Origin of the sequence: Trichocoleus sp. AS-A1, assembly GCF_039962015.1 — a bacterium.
In the GTDB taxonomy this organism is placed as follows: domain Bacteria; phylum Cyanobacteriota; class Cyanobacteriia; order Cyanobacteriales; family FACHB-T130; genus FACHB-T130.
In genome coordinates this window covers 149,713-165,945 of sequence record NZ_JAMPKG010000011.1, presented here as the reverse complement: position 1 = coordinate 165,945, position 16,233 = coordinate 149,713, and the positions used below count along the sequence as shown (strand labels likewise).

16 protein-coding genes and 1 tRNA gene are annotated in these 16,233 nt (G+C 48.4%); 10 read left to right on the top strand and 7 right to left on the bottom strand.

Translation table 11 applies throughout. The annotated features are described in order from the left end of the window. The first annotated feature begins 79 nt into the window (after positions 1-79). On the top strand, positions 80-766 hold the full coding sequence (gene ispD, locus NC994_RS11075) for a 2-C-methyl-D-erythritol 4-phosphate cytidylyltransferase (RefSeq protein WP_190435307.1): 687 nt from the start codon (positions 80-82) through the stop codon (positions 764-766). 2 nt (positions 767-768) lie between these two features. Here the strand turns inward: ispD and NC994_RS11070 are convergent, their stop codons facing one another. Both NC994_RS11070 and NC994_RS11065 read right to left on the bottom strand, forming a co-directional pair. Further along, positions 769-1,212: a hypothetical protein gene (locus NC994_RS11070; protein ID WP_190435304.1), complete on the bottom strand. Its 444-nt coding sequence runs from the start codon at positions 1,210-1,212 to the stop codon at positions 769-771. A 314-nt stretch (positions 1,213-1,526) separates the two neighbouring features. Further along, entirely contained in the window at positions 1,527-2,321 is a 795-nt protein-coding gene (locus NC994_RS11065) for a glycoside hydrolase family 16 protein (protein WP_190435301.1), read from the bottom strand. Positions 2,322-2,811: 490 nt separating this feature from the next. Here NC994_RS11065 and NC994_RS11060 point away from each other — a divergent pair, with 490 nt between their 5' ends. Then, on the top strand, positions 2,812-3,792 hold the full coding sequence (locus tag NC994_RS11060) for a glycosyltransferase (protein WP_242032530.1): 981 nt from the start codon (positions 2,812-2,814) through the stop codon (positions 3,790-3,792). Further along, positions 3,789-4,451, top strand: coding sequence for a deoxyribonuclease V (gene nfi, locus NC994_RS11055; RefSeq protein WP_190410292.1), 663 nt, complete (start codon positions 3,789-3,791; stop codon positions 4,449-4,451). The genes NC994_RS11060 and nfi overlap by 4 nt, the downstream gene beginning before the upstream one ends. Before the next feature lie 98 nt (positions 4,452-4,549). Here the strand turns inward: nfi and NC994_RS11050 are convergent, their stop codons facing one another. Continuing rightward, a complete protein-coding gene (locus NC994_RS11050) occupies positions 4,550-5,170 on the bottom strand; it encodes a serine acetyltransferase (protein WP_190435296.1) in 621 nt (206 codons plus the stop codon). Positions 5,171-5,755: 585 nt separating this feature from the next. On the opposite strand from NC994_RS11050, the gene NC994_RS11045 reads away from it, so the two are divergent. From NC994_RS11045 to NC994_RS11030, 4 genes are all read left to right on the top strand, one after another. Then, positions 5,756-6,307, top strand: coding sequence for an FHA domain-containing protein (locus NC994_RS11045; protein WP_190435293.1), 552 nt, complete (start codon positions 5,756-5,758; stop codon positions 6,305-6,307). A gap of 6 nt (positions 6,308-6,313) precedes the next feature. Continuing rightward, positions 6,314-8,323 (top strand): FHA domain-containing protein, encoded by a 2,010-nt coding sequence (locus NC994_RS11040; RefSeq protein ID WP_199299589.1) that lies wholly within the window; start codon positions 6,314-6,316, stop codon positions 8,321-8,323. 199 nt (positions 8,324-8,522) lie between these two features. Continuing rightward, on the top strand, positions 8,523-8,831 hold the full coding sequence (locus NC994_RS11035; RefSeq protein ID WP_190410289.1) for a hypothetical protein: 309 nt from the start codon (positions 8,523-8,525) through the stop codon (positions 8,829-8,831). Between the two features lie 26 nt (positions 8,832-8,857). After that, positions 8,858-9,283, top strand: a complete 426-nt coding sequence (locus tag NC994_RS11030) for a hypothetical protein (RefSeq protein WP_190429611.1) — start codon at positions 8,858-8,860, stop codon at positions 9,281-9,283. Between the two features lie 132 nt (positions 9,284-9,415). On the opposite strand, the gene NC994_RS11025 is transcribed toward NC994_RS11030, so the two are convergent. After that, complete coding sequence (locus tag NC994_RS11025) at positions 9,416-9,901, bottom strand: hypothetical protein (RefSeq protein ID WP_190435290.1); 486 nt, start codon at positions 9,899-9,901, stop codon at positions 9,416-9,418. A gap of 98 nt (positions 9,902-9,999) precedes the next feature. Between NC994_RS11025 and hetZ the strand changes: the two genes are divergently transcribed. The 3 genes from hetZ (at position 10,000) to NC994_RS11010 (ending at position 14,528) form a co-directional block, all read left to right on the top strand. After that, positions 10,000-11,142 carry a heterocyst differentiation protein HetZ gene (gene hetZ, locus NC994_RS11020; RefSeq protein WP_190435353.1) on the top strand — a complete coding sequence of 381 codons (1,143 nt, stop codon included), beginning with the start codon at positions 10,000-10,002 and terminating at the stop codon, positions 11,140-11,142. Further along, positions 11,135-12,154 (top strand): hypothetical protein, encoded by a 1,020-nt coding sequence (locus NC994_RS11015; RefSeq protein WP_190435288.1) that lies wholly within the window; start codon positions 11,135-11,137, stop codon positions 12,152-12,154. The genes hetZ and NC994_RS11015 overlap by 8 nt, the downstream gene beginning before the upstream one ends. A gap of 73 nt (positions 12,155-12,227) precedes the next feature. After that, complete coding sequence (locus NC994_RS11010) at positions 12,228-14,528, top strand: DUF3488 and DUF4129 domain-containing transglutaminase family protein (RefSeq protein ID WP_199299587.1); 2,301 nt, start codon at positions 12,228-12,230, stop codon at positions 14,526-14,528. A 142-nt stretch (positions 14,529-14,670) separates the two neighbouring features. Here the strand turns inward: NC994_RS11010 and NC994_RS11005 are convergent. From NC994_RS11005 to NC994_RS10995, 3 genes are all read right to left on the bottom strand, one after another. Beyond that, a tRNA-Leu gene (locus tag NC994_RS11005) sits at positions 14,671-14,752 on the bottom strand. 94 nt (positions 14,753-14,846) lie between these two features. Then, a complete protein-coding gene (locus NC994_RS11000) occupies positions 14,847-15,629 on the bottom strand; it encodes an SDR family NAD(P)-dependent oxidoreductase (protein WP_190435285.1) in 783 nt (260 codons plus the stop codon). A gap of 154 nt (positions 15,630-15,783) precedes the next feature. Continuing rightward, on the bottom strand, positions 15,784-16,068 hold the full coding sequence (locus NC994_RS10995) for a DUF427 domain-containing protein (protein WP_190410277.1): 285 nt from the start codon (positions 16,066-16,068) through the stop codon (positions 15,784-15,786). Between the last annotated feature and the right edge of the window lie 165 nt (positions 16,069-16,233).

Sequence of the window (16,233 nt, the reverse complement as noted above, 5' to 3'; positions counted from 1 at the left end):
TACTTATCAGCTTCATTTTAGGGGAAGATATACTTAGCGCAACAAGGATTAACAAAGCGGTCAGCAAAAGAGGAAGCGTGTGCATTTATTGATTCCAGCAGCAGGGATGGGGCGTCGGATGGGGAGCGAGCGAAATAAACTCCTTTTGACGTTGCTCGGTAAACCCTTGATTCACTGGACTCTCCAGGCGGTTGAAGCTTCCCGTCACATCAGTTGGATCGGTTTAATTGCTCATCCAGATGACTTTTCTGACTTCAAGGAGATTCTCGCTGACCTCTCCCTCACTAAGCCCGTGCAATTGATCGTTGGTGGGTCAACCCGTCAAGAGTCGGTCTACAACGGCTTGCAGGCGCTCCCATCCGCCCACCACGTCTTAATTCATGATGGCGCTCGGTGTCTGGCGACGCCCCAATTACTGGATCGGTGTGCTGAGGAACTGATGAATTGTCCTGGCTTAATTGCAGCGGTGCCGGTGAAAGATACGATTAAAGTCGTGGATGCGGCTGGGTTCATTGAAAGTACACCCGATCGACAGCATCTATGGGCGGCTCAAACGCCCCAAGGTTTTAAAGTTGATTTGTTGCAACAGTGTCATACGGAAGCCCGACGCCAAAATTGGGAAGTTACCGACGATGCGGCTTTATTTGAAAAGTGCAATTTGAAAGTCCGGATTGTCCAGGGAGAAGAGACGAATCTGAAGGTGACTACGCCGGTGGATTTGAGCGTAGCAGAGTTTATCCTGCGCGATCGCTTACCAACAGGATGATATTAATAACGGCGTGACTCTGGTGCGCGATCTCTGTGAGCGCTCTCTTGCGGATCGGAGTTCAATTGGCTGCTGGGTTCATATTTCTTTTGAACCTCTTCCAGCTGCTTAGTAATTTGATTAATTCTTTGCTTAACCGTCTGAAAGTCAATATTGCGCCAATGAATAATCGTATTTTTTACTTTTTTCTGTTCTCTGTCAGCCACAGCTTGCATTCGCCCCCCCTCACAAATTTTTTTTAACCTGTCTTGTAAATTAATGTAACTTGTGATATTGAACAGTCCACTCCGTCTTGCGGAGGAAGCCAAAGTAAATATCTCCGTATCTTGTACCATTTTTAAGTCGGCGGTTTCAACCACGTCTAAAACGCTGAAACCCTTGCACAATCGGAGGTCGGGTAGAGCGTAAACGTAGGTGTGTTCGTGCCGTAAGGCTTGAGCTTTCAAGGGAGAGTAGCAGGGTAAACTGCCCTAGTGCTGGGTAACGCGCAACTCAATCGCCATGCACCCCGCGCCCAGAGGTGGCTCCCCAGCCTACACATCCGCGATTTGGATTAGTTTTTCACGAGAGCTTAAGATCGTTGTTGTTTCTTGTTTGCAACCGATGGACTTCTTAACCCCCCAATAAATTGGGGGGTTGGGGGAATCAATAATGTAGCGCCTCACAACCCAAATGGTATTCGTTTGTGTAGTCGCGACTTTAGTTGTCAGGCGTTTTTATTGAACCCAAAAAGTGAATTGGATTGACGAGAAAACATCTATTAAGCCTTTTTATAGATGCGGATATAGTCAACATCCAAGTAAGTCGGAAATAGGGTGGTGGTGAGAGGACATCCCGCAAAGCTGTTGCAGCTACCCACGAGATTGCCCACCGCCAGAACCATTGGAAAAGCATCAAACTTTTGCGTGGTGGTAAACTTTTGCACGCCATCGACGAGCCATGTCAAGCGTCCGGGTTCCCAAATTACAGTGTATTCGTGAAAGTCGTCGGTGTAGTTAGTTTCGTACAGCTTGGAAACTTCTGACTTCTTTTTACCATCCAGCAAATAGTGCTGGGTAAAAATATTTTCGTTAGGGATGTTTCCCCTAAGTTCAGCAAAGTCGATTTCCGGAGGCCATTTAAAGTCCTGTCGCCACAGCGAAATGTAACCTTGGGTACCTTCTCCCTTTTGAAAACGCGCCCGAACTACCCAACGCCCGTAAGTTTGAGCCGTAAGTTGGGTAAACCCGCCTGCGGTATAAGGAAACGTGACTCCATCCTTAGTTATGGTTTCCTTGGCAATTTTGAGGCGCAAGAGTCCGTTTTGTACAATCAGTGCTGAGTTTCCATTCCACCAGGAAACTGCTCCTGCTGTACTCGGTTTACCCCAGTATCGAACGTAATTCGCTTTATCGAGAGAAGTTGAGTTGAACTCATCTGCGAAGGTAAGAGTCCAACCCGGAATATTCGGAGCGCTTCCGGTCGTGGCAGTGATTGCAGAACCTGTTTGGCTCAGGCTCAATATTGGCACGAGCGGTAGCACAAACAGGAACAAAAACACAAGAATTCTTTTCATTTCGATCGTAACGAATTGTTCATGGCTGTTCCTTGCAGGGGATCAGCCTATTTACTCTTCTGACTTGTTGCGATCGCACCGGACACTATCAGGAACCGCCTGCTTGTCTGGGTAATGCTAACTGTCAAGGAATATATTGTTGTTTACGAGTAGTAACTAGATTTCACTCTCAGGAAGCTTCCGTAAATACTTGATAGAAATGTAGTAATATTTAAACAAATTAAGTAGAAATACTTCGATTAATCGCTCAATAATTTGTTGGTTGAAGCAGCCCCAGAGAGCAGCTAGAGTATCTAGCTAAGAAAATCAGCAAGATAAAGACCCAAATTAAATTTCATAGCTGCTAAATTTCAGTTGAAATGACGTTCTTTTTAATGGCAACAAAGCCATGTTGATAACTAAACACGACTCAGAAGCGGTTATACAGCACCCTGCTTTGGCATTCGCAGGCTTGCTATGGTGATTTCAGGTAAATATGAATTCCCACCCTATGACACAGCCCTTTCTGCCCAGGGTTTCCGTAATTGTCCCTATCTACAATGGTGAGGCGGACTTGCCAGACTTAATCGACTGCTTGCGATCGCAAACTTACTCTGCTGAGTCTGTCGAATATTTGCTGGTCGATAATAATAGTAGCGATCGCACTGCCACCCTTCTCCAGTCAGCCGCCGCCTCAGCCGCCGCTGACGGCTTAACCATTCGCCCGATTGCGGAAAACCAAATCCAAAGCTCTTACGCGGCTCGAAACGCCGGAATTCGGGCATCAACGGCTGAAATTTTTGCTTTTACCGACGCCGATTGTCGTCCTCAACCGCAGTGGTTGGCAGACCTGATTGAGCCGTTTGCCAATCCAACGATTGGCATCGTCGTCGGTGAAATTATGGCTTTGCCAGGGAACACCCTGTTAGAACAGTACGCTGACCGAGAAAATGTTTTGTCTCAAAAACATTCTTTAGCAAATCCGTTCTGTCCTTATGGTCAAACGGCTAACTTGGCAATTCGGCGGAAAGCTTTGGAACAGGTAGGTTTGTTTCGCCCTTATCTAACCACTGGCGGCGATGCTGACATCTGTTGGCGTATCCAACGCGAAAGTGACTGGCAATTGCATTTTGCGCCAACTGCTATTGTCCGCCACCGTCACCGCTCCACGTTCCAGGAACTTCAAAGTCAATTGCGTCGGTATGGTCGCTCAAATCGATACTTGCACGAACTGCATGGTGTCAAGCTGACAGCAAACCTGAGTCCAAAGGAATATCTATATCGATTCAGCCGGTGGTTGGTCAAGGAAGTGCCGGTGACAGGTGTGAAAGCGATCGCGGGGAAAGCCGCGCTTGTAGACTTGTTAAGGACTCCGATTAATTTGATCAATGTCCGCGCGAGAGCCGCAGGGCAAAATGAAGCTAGGCTTCCAGAAGCAGCCAAAGTAATTGAGTGGCTGGAAAAACCCCAGGATGTGGAAGTAAATCCATGAAAATCCACCAACGCCACGCATGGCCTGATACAGCTGAGGAAGCGATCGCTATTCAGCAACAACTGAGCAAAGAAGTGATTACTTCAGACCAGTTGGAATCGGTGCAGTATGTCGCCGGGGTCGATATGGGTTTTGAGGAGTCAGGTACCATTAGCAGAGCAGCCGTTGCTGTTCTGAGTTTTCCAGATTTACAGTTACAAGAGCAAGCGATCGCCTTCCGTCCCACTACGTTTCCCTACATTCCCGGATTTCTCTCCTTCCGAGAAATTCCAGCCGTGCTAGACGCCTTAGAAAAAGTCAGCATCACGCCTGACTTAATCCTCTGTGATGGTCAGGGGATTGCCCATCCCCGCCGATTTGGCATCGCCTCCCATCTCGGAGTTCTAATCGACCTTCCCACGATTGGCGTTGCCAAATCTTTGCTCGTTGGTAAGCATGATGAGTTGCCAGTTGAAAAAGGCGCATGGCAACCGTTGCGGTATCGCCGCGAAATCATTGGTGCAGTATTGCGGACGCGCACGGGTGTAAAACCCGTTTATGTTTCTAGCGGACATCGGGTGAGTCTAGAAACGGCGATTGATTATGTGATGCGTTGCACTACGAAATATCGCTTACCAGAGACAACTCGCATTGCTGATAAATTGGCGTCAAATCGATAATGCAAGCTTGAGGGGGATGCGATCGCCGTACAGATTGGTTGCCTAGGGCGATCGCTTCATAGAGCGCCTCAATATAAGCCTTAAATTCAATTCCTAACTTAAACCAATTCTTCTTTTACTTTGATGCCATTCTTTTTCACAATATAAGCGGGAACGCCGACAACTACACAATTATCAGGAACATTTTTAACGACAACTGCGTTAGCTCCAACCGTAACATTGTTCCCTATCGTTACTCCGCCAATTACTTTAGCACCGGCAGTAATGCGGACATTATCCCCGATTTTCGGACGACTGGTTTTATCTCTATAACCAATTGTCACTTGTTGATTAATCCAGCAATTTTCGCCCATGTCTGCCATAATGATTGTGCTGAAGCCATGCTGGATAAACAGTCCAGGACCAAAAGTAGAAGATGTATCGATAAAAAGGTAAGGACAAGATTTATAAAAATAACTGAATAAATACATAAATATCCTGGCGGATAAGTTTCCTTTAAATAATCGATGATAATACAAGTTCCTAAATTCTTTTTGACGATCCAGCAAAGAAAGTAAATTTCCTAAATTTGATTCGCCTTTCCAGCCAAATACGTTTACCCAACGCTTTACATCTGCATCAATAATTTCTTTTTCGCTGGTTAAAAAGAAAGGAATTAACAAAGGAGAAACAAAAATTATTCCTAGGTTATATAAAGTTTTTCTAAAAAAATCTTTCATGGGTGTTAGAGAGGAAATCTTAGTTAGCGTAAATCATAGCAAAGGTTTTTACGACATACCATAGTTTATTAAGAGGTGTTTCCAATCCGGGGATAATATGACCCCAACTAGATTGCAGTCATATTATCAACAATGCAACTACTTTTTTTAGGTTCAATCTAGGCGGTGAGGAGTCAGAAATCATCAACAGGGCAGGAGTTGACGTTTTCAGTTTCCCAACCTTGCAACTAAAAGAGCAAGCGATCGCTAATTGGTATCAACGCCAGCTATAATTTTATATTTTGCTTCCGTTGACAAAATTATTAAACTGTGCAAGCAAGGTGGTTGGTGCCACCATGAATGCCTAAAGTTAAACGAATTATACGAGAACGACATCGGGAACATAGACAAAGTTTGCCCATAAGTAACGCCTTCTCCTGAAGTAAAGTTGAGCAAAGATAGCGGCTCATCGTCATTTCCCGTAGATTTTCGTTTTTTTAAACTTCCTACACAATTTCAGATTTTTCTTCCAGGTCATGTTAGAAATCAGGACATTAAGACTTGAAGCAGTTTATAGAAAGAAACAATATATAAAGGCTAAGCAATATGAATGAATTAACTTTAGAGTGGCAAGAAGCCGGTCGGGGACAAACCCAAACAATTCACGATCGACAAATCGCTAAACATCCCGGTACTATCCGGATCGGTCGTGACCCAGCTCGATGCGATATCGTTTTGACAGATCCCACGGTATCTGGGCTGCACGTCGAAATATTTTTTAACCCACAGCAGCAAAGCTTTTACTTGCGGAACCTGCGAGAAAGTAATCCGCCGCTAGTGGATGGTCACACCCTCATCCAAGGCGAAGTGCCTCTGAGTCAGGGTAGCACCATCTGTTTAGGACAGATAGAAATCCAGGTGACAAAGGTTTCCTTGGCAGTGGTGGGCGTTCCTCCGACGGTTTTGTTGTCACCGCTGTCACCCGCAGCAGGCAAACCAGCCCCCACCGCCCCTAACCCAGCGGCTGTAACCTATGGTTTGGAATGTTCCAGTTGCCATCGCGTTTCACCGTATAACTTAATGAATTTGGGGTGTCCGTGGTGTGGCACATCCCTAGCAGCAGCATTGAGCGTTTTAGTCACTCCTAGCAGCAACTAATCAACCATGAATCCAGCACCCATGCGCCTTCGCCTCAGCTGGGACGATCCAGGAACGGGAGAACGGAAAGAACCGACGCTGGCAGTTCCAATCGCACTGGGACGGGAATTTAATCAGATGCCAGGGGAAATGAATGGGCATCGCGTCTCCCGATTAACCCTCAATAGTCTTGAGGTTTCCCGCTTCCACGCCCTGATTGATATGGACGCTGGCGGGTTGGTGGTTATTGACCAAAACAGCAGCAACGGCACCTTGATTAATGGACAACGTCAGACGCGCAGTGTTCTGGGGAATGGCGACTCGCTGCAAATTGGCCCTTATTACATCAGCGTTACCTTCGCTGCCAATCCACCTGCGTCGCCCCCCTCTGGCAATTCTCAGATTTTCTTTCACCCAGACACGGATCTCCCTGACCCCAGGATTAGTCATCCGGCACCCCTGCCTCCGCTTGCTTCCCCCGTGCAACCAGGGGGAACGGCAGCGTTTCCTCCACCGGCTTTTCAGGCGCAGCAAGTCGTCGTACAAGACCTCCATGCCACCGGGTTGCGAGTCGATGAAGTGGACTATGCCGCCGTTGGGGGCGGTTTGGGCAGCTTTGTCTGGGTAGATTTATTAAGAATTTACGGGGTGAAAAGCAGTCAGATTGTGGCTTTGGGAATGGAACCCCAACCGTATGCTCGTTACAAGCGGCTGTGCATGAATTCGCAAATTCCTCTGTACGAACGCCTGCGGTCAAATTCAGATTCTTGCCCCGATAATATTTGGGGTTGGCCTAGTTATGCCTTGCGGGAAGCTGGGCACGATTTGCTCAAGGGAAGCATAGGAACAGCATTCGGGTATTTGTGGCAGGTATTTGCCGAACCGGCTTTTGCCCAAACTTATACCCCTCGTGCGGGTAATGTCTTTGACGCCATTGATCGGGAAGCAAAACGGATTGGTTGGGAACAGATGTTTCGTTACGCCAGCGTCCGTTCGATTCGGAAAACTGAGGATGGACGATATGCGATCGCTTATTCTCGTACCAGTGCCAACCAGCGCGACCATGCCTTCTTAATCGCCCGCAACGTACAACTCGCCACCGGCTACCCGGCGATTCAGTTTCTCCCGGATTTGCAAGCTTACCGGGAAAAAACCAATGATTTTAAGTCCGTCGTCAATGCCTACGAAGAACATAACCACGTCTACGAGCATTTAGAGAAATTTGGCGGTACCGTGATGATTCGGGGGCGGGGGATTGTCGCTTCGCGGATCGTACAGCGAATTTATGAAGCGAGGGCAAAAAACCCAAATATCTCGCTGCTACATTTAATGCGATCGCCGAAACCCCAAGGCAACAAGTTTGGGCGATCGCAACGGGCTGTCGAAAATCATTACGAATTTCAACCCTTTAACTGGCCTAAAGCCACTTGGGGCGGTGAATTGCGAATCATGCTTGAAAAAGCAGCACCCGAACAGCGAAAGCGCCTACTCGCAGATTGGGGCGGCACCACCACCGCTGACCGTCAGGATTGGCGACGCATGGTTGAAGAAGGCATCCGTCAAGGCTGGTATCAAATTACCTTTGGGGAAGTGGAACGAGTCGAACGCAACCCTCACTCGTCAGGAATTGAGCGCACCGTTACCTATATTCAAGAAAAGGGATTAAAAGGACAAATTCGCCTCGAAGCTGACTTTATCATTGACGCCACCGGACTCGATGCCAAAGTCAAAGCGAATCCCCTCCTGAACGACCTTGTCACCCATTACAAACTCCCCCTCCATGAAAATGGGCGGATAGCTGTTGCCAACAATTTTGAACTTGTCGAAATGCGATCGCCGCAGGGTCGGATGTATGCTGCTGGTGCCATGACCCTCGGTGGGCCTTACGCCGCTGTTGATAGCTTCTTAGGGTTGCAATATGCAGCACTTTGTGCCGTTGATAGTCTGTCGGCAGCTCGTGCCCCCGGAATCCATCGATTGAACTTTTTGAGTTCTTTTGGGCAGTGGATAAAATGGGTCGCGAACCAAGCACCGTAAATTTACTAAATTTGCTCTGGGCACTCAACGGATTGTCAGAGTAGATTTCAGCAATATTGCTGATTCATCTAGAAGGGGGCAAGCAGAAAATATAGATAGATACTGAAAGAAAGTTGACTCCATCAATAACTGCCGTCATAGCCCTGAGCGAGCCAAAAATATGCGAGTCCATTGCACTTATCGGAATGGAGGCCATAAAGTGCGAAAACTCAAAATTTTTAACGAAGTTTTACCTGAAGTCAGGCTGTTCAAGTGTAAAGAAGCCGAGATGAGCAGCAGCTACCTTCTAGAAGATTTAACGATGAAGGAAATCGCTGACTACATGGGTTTTGGCTGTATTTCCGACCCCGAAGAAGCAAATGTCATGTCTGAAACGACAGGGTTGCCAATTGTTGGAAATTCTGTGTGGGTGAAATGCCCATCTAAGCTAGAAGTCGGAACAGTCTATGAAGGTCATTTACGCAAGAAAGAAACGTCCGGACTGCCCGAACTGAAGCTTGAAAACTGATGCGGTAAGTGGATTAAAAATTTACCATGACTCCGACACTCTTCGGTCGTTGGCAAACCCGATTATTTCTACTAGCAACACTGGGCACGTTGGTAACGTTGCCCTTTGCTTTGGGCGTCATTGGTCCCGGTGCCGACTCGCTTTTTTTCTGGATACTAGGGTATGTTGCGGTCTTTGGACTCGGCTGGGATCTCCTATATGACTATATCCAGAAATTCCGTTGGGATCGAGATTGGCCTGGAGCTTTACAGTTGCTTGCCGGTATTTGGGAAGCAGTTTTTATCGGGTTGCTGGTGAAAATATTTAGCTTACCGGGTGTAGGACGGGATCTGCCGTTGCAATGGTTTGTGCTGCACTACAGTCTCGTGTGGCTGAGCGTCTATCTGGCGTCGCATACCATCATGCGAATTTTATTTCCGCGTTGGCGTTTCCACGGGGGTCAGTTAATCTGACGAACGTTGCAGCGGATTGAATCCGGTTTATTAAAAAATCTAAAAATTAGCAGGGTTTATTCGGCGTTACACGCTCAAAGAATCATAATGATTCGTAGGGCGGACAACACCACCCTACAAAAAGCCCATGACTCAAGCGATATCGGGGGGCAGATTTCTGGGATTAGAGTTGAAGGAAGGCCAGTGTTGTTGCCGGTGTTCTTTAATCCGGTTCAGCAAATTTTCCCGAAAAATTTCAGCCCCGGTGGTACGATTACCGGGAGTTTCAAAGAAAATCGTGCTATCAACAATATCTCTGCCAACCATTTCAAACAAAATGTGAGTTACAGGTTCTGGCAAGGCAATAATTTCCGGATCTGGCACGGAAGAGAAAAGGTTGGCGTCTTCTAAAGTTGAAAAGGCGTGTATCACATTTTTTTCGAGATTAACTTGGGCGCGATTGCTAAGGGTCGTCAACAGCCAACCATCTTCCTGACTTTGGAGAATGTAATACTCGGAATGTTGCAGGCCAGTCGCATAGTCTACAAGAACGGGTGCAATTTCCGTAATCCACTTAGGTGGGATGCGATAGAGGGGCGCTTTATCAATCAGAGCTTGAATTTGTTGGTCTAAGTTCATAAGGACTATTTGGGGTCTTCTGCCGTTAACGTGTCGTAGTTGGGTATGCTAGGGTTTTGACAACAATCAGCCATTGTGGGGAAATCTACCAGAGAGTGGTGGATGCAATCTTTCAACTACTATTTAACGAACTCCGAGAGTCATCCAAGGCGTCGGAGCAGAACTGTCGTGAGGTTGCGGCGCGCATCTCTAGCGAAGTCGCCCGGATTTGCACTGAGAGTAAGCGCATCCAGGACTCAGGAGACATCGAAACCTGGGCAACAACACTGGCTCGTCTTCGCCTGAAACAATGTCTTCATTATTACCAAATGGGGGCACACCGGGGACGAGTAGAATTACACAGCACCCTCAGTGCGATTATCTATCGCTACATTACACCGTCGCAGGTGCCTACGAGCTACCAGGCGCGGCTGACTCTGATAGAAGATTTCTTACAGGGATTTTATGCTGAGTCCTTAAATGCATTTCGACGAGAAAGCGGAATGGGTCCGGCGTATCGTCCTCATACCTTGTTAGAACTGGCAGAGTATATGGCTTTTGCTGAGCGCTACGGCAAGCGGCGCATTCCTTTGCCCGGTCATCGCACTCAGCAATTAATCATCCTGCGGGCGCAAACTTTTTCGCAACAACAACCCCCGGAAACTTCCGTAGATATGGAGCAAGCGGCAGAGGGGTCTGCCACTGATTCCGACTCGGTTTGGAATGAAGCGACGGTGCAGCAGGTGCGGGAGGCGATGGTCGCTCACGAATCCGAACCCCTGGAAAAAAGCCTGCGCCAGACGGTGATTAAGGAGTTGCTGGCTTATCTGAAAGAGCGCCAGCAAACTGAATGCGCCGATTATTTTACTTTGCGCCTGAAAGATTTATCCGCCGGGGAAATTGAAGCAATTTTAGGTTTGACGCCGCGCCAAAGGGATTATTTGCAGCAACGCTTCAAATATCATTTGATTCGATTTGCTCTTTCCCAGCGCTGGGAACTGGTGCATCAGTGGTTGGAAGCGGATTTAGAACGGAATTTGGGTTTGACGCCGCAACAGTGGCAAACATTTCAAGGAATGCTGAGCCAAGAGCAGGCGGAATTACTACGATTAAAGCAACAGGGATTCCCAAACACAGCGATCGCTCAAACTTTGGGTTGTACGGTCTCCCAGGTTGAGAAGCGGTGGTTCAAGCTGCTAGAGATTGCCTGGGAAATTCGCAATCGTTCAGTATCCGGAGCAAGTGCATCTCAAGATGAATAGTGACCTAGACAACAATTCCGAAGCGATCGAAAACCGCTTTCTGGCAAGTCTGCTAGAGGATGGCGATCCTCTAGCAGCGCCACCACCCCAAGAGCCGCCTGCTCCTACAGACGACTTGGTGGCGGCAGAGCTGGAATTGGATGCGTTAGACCCACTGGATTCAGAAGACTTGAGCGTAGTGACCGACCACTTCGGTGAAGCGACCCAAGGCTGTCAACCACTCAACTTGGGAGGAGAAATACCGACTGTGCAAAATCGTTTCCATGCGCTTTTGAAGCGCAAACTACAAACAGAAATTGAACGGAATCCGCCCCTGTTTCCTTGGGAGACGGAAATTCGTAATTATGAACCTGACTATTCAGACAGCGAAGTAAACAGCTGGGTTCCCCTATGGGCACCGCAGCTCTCTAACTTCAGTCTGCCAGTCACCCTACCCGAAACGGTTTTAACACAACTGCTAAACTCTTGCCAGGAGGCGATGCAGTCGCCGCTGCAACAGGGCGCAAAAATGGTGCGTGCCGCCAGTGCCTTATTTCCAGGGCAACCCCAGGCACTGAACCAGTTAGCAGGATTGGTGCTGCTCTATCCGACCCGTTCTCCTCAAGAGCAGCAACTGTTTACAAATCGTTATGAAGAGGCAACAGACAGCCAACAAATGGCGCTGTCCTTATTGGCGGCTAGAGAAATCATCAACGCGCTGACGCTGCCTGTATCGCCGGATCGGCAGCCGGTAGAGCGGCAGTGGCAGACGACAGTTGGACTGATGACTCTCAGGGCGGAATATCAGTTAGAGGGGCGGGTTCCCAGATGCCGGATTGAGACGCGCTTGCCTCGCGGCGGTAGGTTAACCTTACGAACCCCGCAAGGCTCGGCAACGGCACAGCGCACTTATCCGGGCTATTTGAGTGTAGAATCCTTTGATTTGGAAGCCAACCAGACTTATCCTCTGGAGATTCAGTTTCAGGAACTCGATCGGCAACCGCTGATTTTTGCGATCGCGGTCGGTAACTAAATGGCGAATGGCGAATGGCTAACTGTGATAGAACAATTAGCAATGAGCAATTAGCGATTGACCAATCACCAGTATGCGGCGTCTACCAGTTTTTAATCAGTTTAGGCAGCGGCTAGCGGCGATGCCGATGCCCGAAACGGAAGAATCCATTCTGTTGCGGGTGCTGGTGCAGGCGCTCGTGGTGGTAGGAATCATTGCGACGGATGTGGCAGCCGAGACGCAGATTAGCTTGTGGGCTGTGCCGCTCAGCATTGCCGGTGCGACGTGGAGTTGGTATCGACGACGCGATCGCAATGTGCCAGTGAAGTTCTTACTGGCGATTGGAATGTTGGTGGCACTGGCAGTTTTCTTGAGAAATCTGTTCGGTCAATTGAACGATACCCGGCTGGTGCTGGCAGAGTTGTTAATTCATCTGCAAGTGCTGCACAGCTTCGATCTACCTCGTCGCAAGGACTTGGGCTATTCGATGGTGATCGGGCTGATTTTGTTGGGTGTTGCTGGGACAGTGAGTCAGACGTTCGCTTTTGCACCCATATTGCTGTTGTTCTTAGGCATCGGGCTGCCGGTGTTGGTGCTAGATTACCGTTCGCGGCTCGGTTTGGAACAATTAAAAATGAAAAATGAAAAATTAAAAAAGGGGAATTCCCCCATTTTTAATTGGAAATTTTTCACTATAAATTTTTTAGGGATTGTGGGACTGGGGCTGACCATCTTTGCCCTGATGCCTCGGTTTCCTAGCTATCAGCTACAAACCTTTCCTGTCAGTGCCCCTAGTAATCTCGCACAAAAGGATTTTCCCAGCAATAACCGTGGCATTGTCAACCCTGGCAAACAGGGTAACGGAGGTTCTGGTGGCGGGTCAAACCAAGACACTGGCCCTGGCAATGTAGATGATACCTTTTACTACGGCTTTAACAGCAAGATTAACCAGAACCTGCGGGGCGAGATGAAGCCCAAGGTGTTGATGCGGGTACGCTCCCAGTCAGAGGGATTTTGGCGGGTGCTGGGGTTCGACCGCTACACGGGTCAAGGTTGGGAGATTTCGCGCGACAATCAAACGCAGACGGTAGAACGTCCACCTTGGTCATACCGATTCTTTATCCCCAGACAGTTCATTACTGGGAAAACCAGGGAAGTAATTCAGACCTACACGGTGGTGTCTGATATGGCGAATCTGCTGCCAGCCCTGGCCTTTCCCAAGGAACTTTACTATCCCACGCAAAGAGTGGCACTGGATACAGAAGGTAGCGTGCGATCGCCTGGACTGTTGCAGGAGGGACTCACCTACACGGTGGTTTCAGAAGTCCCTTACCGCGATCGCACTCGCTTGGGGCAGGCGTCCACGGACTATTCCAAACCTATCCGAAATTACTATCTGCAAGTTCCTCCCCAAATTGCGGACAAAGTGCGGCAGCTAACGGAAGAAATCTTAGCGAAGTCCAGAAAACCCATCACCTCGCCTTACGAAAAAGCCCTCTACTTGGCTCAATATCTCAAACAAAACTACACAATTCCATCCGATCCCAATAGCTTGCCATTTTTGGGTGAAAATGAAGACTTAGTAGAAGCATTTCTTTTCAAATACAAAGGCGGCTATCCAGACCACTTTTCCAGCGTCCTCACGATCATGTTGCGTTCGATTGGTATCCCAGCGCGACTGGTGGGGGGTTTTTCTCCTGGCGAGTTCAACCCCTTCACTGGCTTATACATCGTCCGCAACACTGATGCCTATATGATGACGGAGGTGTATTTTCCGAGTAACGGTTGGTTTGCTTTCGATCCGATTCCTACGCATCCACTCATTCCCCCGTCGATTGAAGAAGACCAAACTTTTAGCGTGCTGCGCCAATTCTGGAAGTGGGTTGCTGGTTGGTTGCCTTCGCCAGTAACCAGTTGGCTGAATAACGTGTTCGGTGCAATTACTACCTGGCTGATTGGGGGAATCATCTGGCTGTGGGCACTGTTATCCAGGGGTTGGGTGGGCTTATTCGCCGGTCTCATCTTAGCCATTTGCCTAGGTTTCTTGGGCTGGCTGGCTTGGAATGGTGTGCGTGTATGGCTGTATCGTCGCTGGTTAGCGAAGCTGCCTCCAATGGAAAGTCTTTATCAGGAAATGTTGGCAAATCTACGCACTCAGGGATATGCCAAACATCCAGCCCAGACGCCCTTGGAGTACGCTTATCTGGCGTATCAACACCAGCCACCGGAATCTGCTAAGGCAATTGACGAGATTACCCAAGCTTATGTCAGTTGGCGCTATGGTAAACAGAATCCTAATGTGAATCAGTTGCGGCTGCGGCTGCGAGAGTTGAAAAAATCTCAGTTGAAGAAGCGTTGGCAGCAGCGCCAAGATTTAAAGCTGAAGACTCAATAATATTATTCCTGGCGCGATCGCTATTTGCCGTTGAACTGGAAATCGCGATGGCTTCGCCTCGGACTCCGTCCTACCCAACCCACTCAAAACAAAACCGAGGCTAAAAGCCTCGGTTAGTTACGGAGTTATCGATCGTCACTCATGCGGATGAAAGGACTTGAACCTTCACTTCTTGCGAAACTAGAACCTAAATCTAGCGCGTCTGCCAATTCCGCCACATCCGCTCATGGCGTTTACTATCATAGCAGAAACTATCGTCAATACCAGCATTTTATGAGATTTGTTCTTGCCCTCCCGATCAAGGGGGGCTGGGATGTTTTAGCCAGCCAGTAAGGATTCGGCACCATCAATCCACATTTCCGTCCCGCTAATCAGGCTGGAGGCGTCTGAGGCTAAAAATAGCACTAGGTTGGCAACTTGTTCAGAGGAGCCAGGTTTACCATCAGTTAGCGGGATTTTTCCTGCCGGATACTCCACGGGTTCACGAGCTTGTTCCAAGCTCCGTCGTTCGGTGCTTTGGTCAATATTGGTTTCTATGGCACCCGGACAAATCACATTGACGCGGATGCGGTGTTTGGCTAGTTCTAGCGCCACCATTTTGGTGAATGCGACTTGAGCCGCTTTAGTGCAGGAATAGGCTGTCGCACCGCTGTTGCTGAACATCCGCGTGCCATTGACGGAGGAGGTGATAATGACAGATCCGCCTTGTTTCTTGAGATGAGGCACGGCATATTTAACAGTGAGGAACGTGCCTCTCAGATTGACTTTAATCGTTTTGTCCCATTCTTCTGGCTCTAGCTCTTCTATCGGTGCCCAGACGCCATTAATTCCAGCATTCGCAAATACAATGTCGAGGCGTCCCCATTGATTTATTATTTGTTGCACCGCTTGTTGCATCTCCTCTGTTTCGGAGATGTCAGCGAGCACCGGGATGGCTTCTCCACCGGCTTGTTGGATTTGGGCAACGACTTCGTTGAGTTCGTCTTCAGTTCTTCCTAGGGCTGCGATTTTTGCACCTTCTTTCGCCAATAACACTGCTGCTGCTTTGCCGATGCCCGAACCCGCACCTGTAATCAGTGCTACTTTGTCACCAAGTTGCATTGCCCCTCCTCTACTTTGACCTGTTTCCTATTGATGGTTGAACAAAGGAAGGGACACTACATCCGTCTTCTGGAAGACGTAGTTTGGAATCGTGCAAGGTGATAGGTAATTCCTTCCAGGCTTGGGGGCACGGCAATGCCGTGCCTCCACTGGCTTATGCTTCGACTTTGACGCCTTTCCAGAAGGCAATGTATCCTTCAATGTTTTTGGCGGCGTCCTTGGCTTGGGGATAGTACCAAGCCGCATCTTTATTGACTTGCCCATCGACTTCGATGGAATAATAACTGGCTTTGCCCTTCCAAGGACAGCTGGTGTGAGTGTCGCTATCTTTGAAATATTGCTGGTTGATAGCATCAGCGGGGAAGTAGTGGTTGCCTTCCACGACTTCGGTGCGATCGCTTTGGGCTAAAACCGTACCATTCCAGATTGCTTTCGGCATGGGTTAATTTACTAATAGACTTTCCAAGTATCATTATGATTCGTAAAGCAGGCTCTCGTTAGCGCAACCAATTTCGGGCAGCAGTTTTGGATGCCCACAGCACTCTGAAACTCCCTTGCGGAGAATTCGGAATTTCTTCATTCATCCTTTTGATCCTGCGCGGAT

Coding starts and splice junctions, on each gene's coding strand:
- NC994_RS11065 (WP_190435301.1), bottom strand. CDS start 2,321: ATGAAAAGAATTCTTGTGTTTTTGTTCCTGTTTGTGCTACCGCTCGTG.
- NC994_RS11060 (WP_242032530.1), top strand. CDS start 2,812: ATGACACAGCCCTTTCTGCCCAGGGTTTCCGTAATTGTCCCTATCTAC.
- nfi (WP_190410292.1), top strand. CDS start 3,789: ATGAAAATCCACCAACGCCACGCATGGCCTGATACAGCTGAGGAAGCG.
- NC994_RS11050 (WP_190435296.1), bottom strand. CDS start 5,170: ATGAAAGATTTTTTTAGAAAAACTTTATATAACCTAGGAATAATTTTT.
- NC994_RS11045 (WP_190435293.1), top strand. CDS start 5,756: ATGAATGAATTAACTTTAGAGTGGCAAGAAGCCGGTCGGGGACAAACC.
- NC994_RS11040 (WP_199299589.1), top strand. CDS start 6,314: ATGAATCCAGCACCCATGCGCCTTCGCCTCAGCTGGGACGATCCAGGA.
- NC994_RS11030 (WP_190429611.1), top strand. CDS start 8,858: ATGACTCCGACACTCTTCGGTCGTTGGCAAACCCGATTATTTCTACTA.
- NC994_RS11025 (WP_190435290.1), bottom strand. CDS start 9,901: ATGAACTTAGACCAACAAATTCAAGCTCTGATTGATAAAGCGCCCCTC.
- NC994_RS11015 (WP_190435288.1), top strand. CDS start 11,135: ATGAATAGTGACCTAGACAACAATTCCGAAGCGATCGAAAACCGCTTT.
- NC994_RS11010 (WP_199299587.1), top strand. CDS start 12,228: ATGCGGCGTCTACCAGTTTTTAATCAGTTTAGGCAGCGGCTAGCGGCG.
- NC994_RS11000 (WP_190435285.1), bottom strand. CDS start 15,629: ATGCAACTTGGTGACAAAGTAGCACTGATTACAGGTGCGGGTTCGGGC.
- NC994_RS10995 (WP_190410277.1), bottom strand. CDS start 16,068: ATGCCGAAAGCAATCTGGAATGGTACGGTTTTAGCCCAAAGCGATCGC.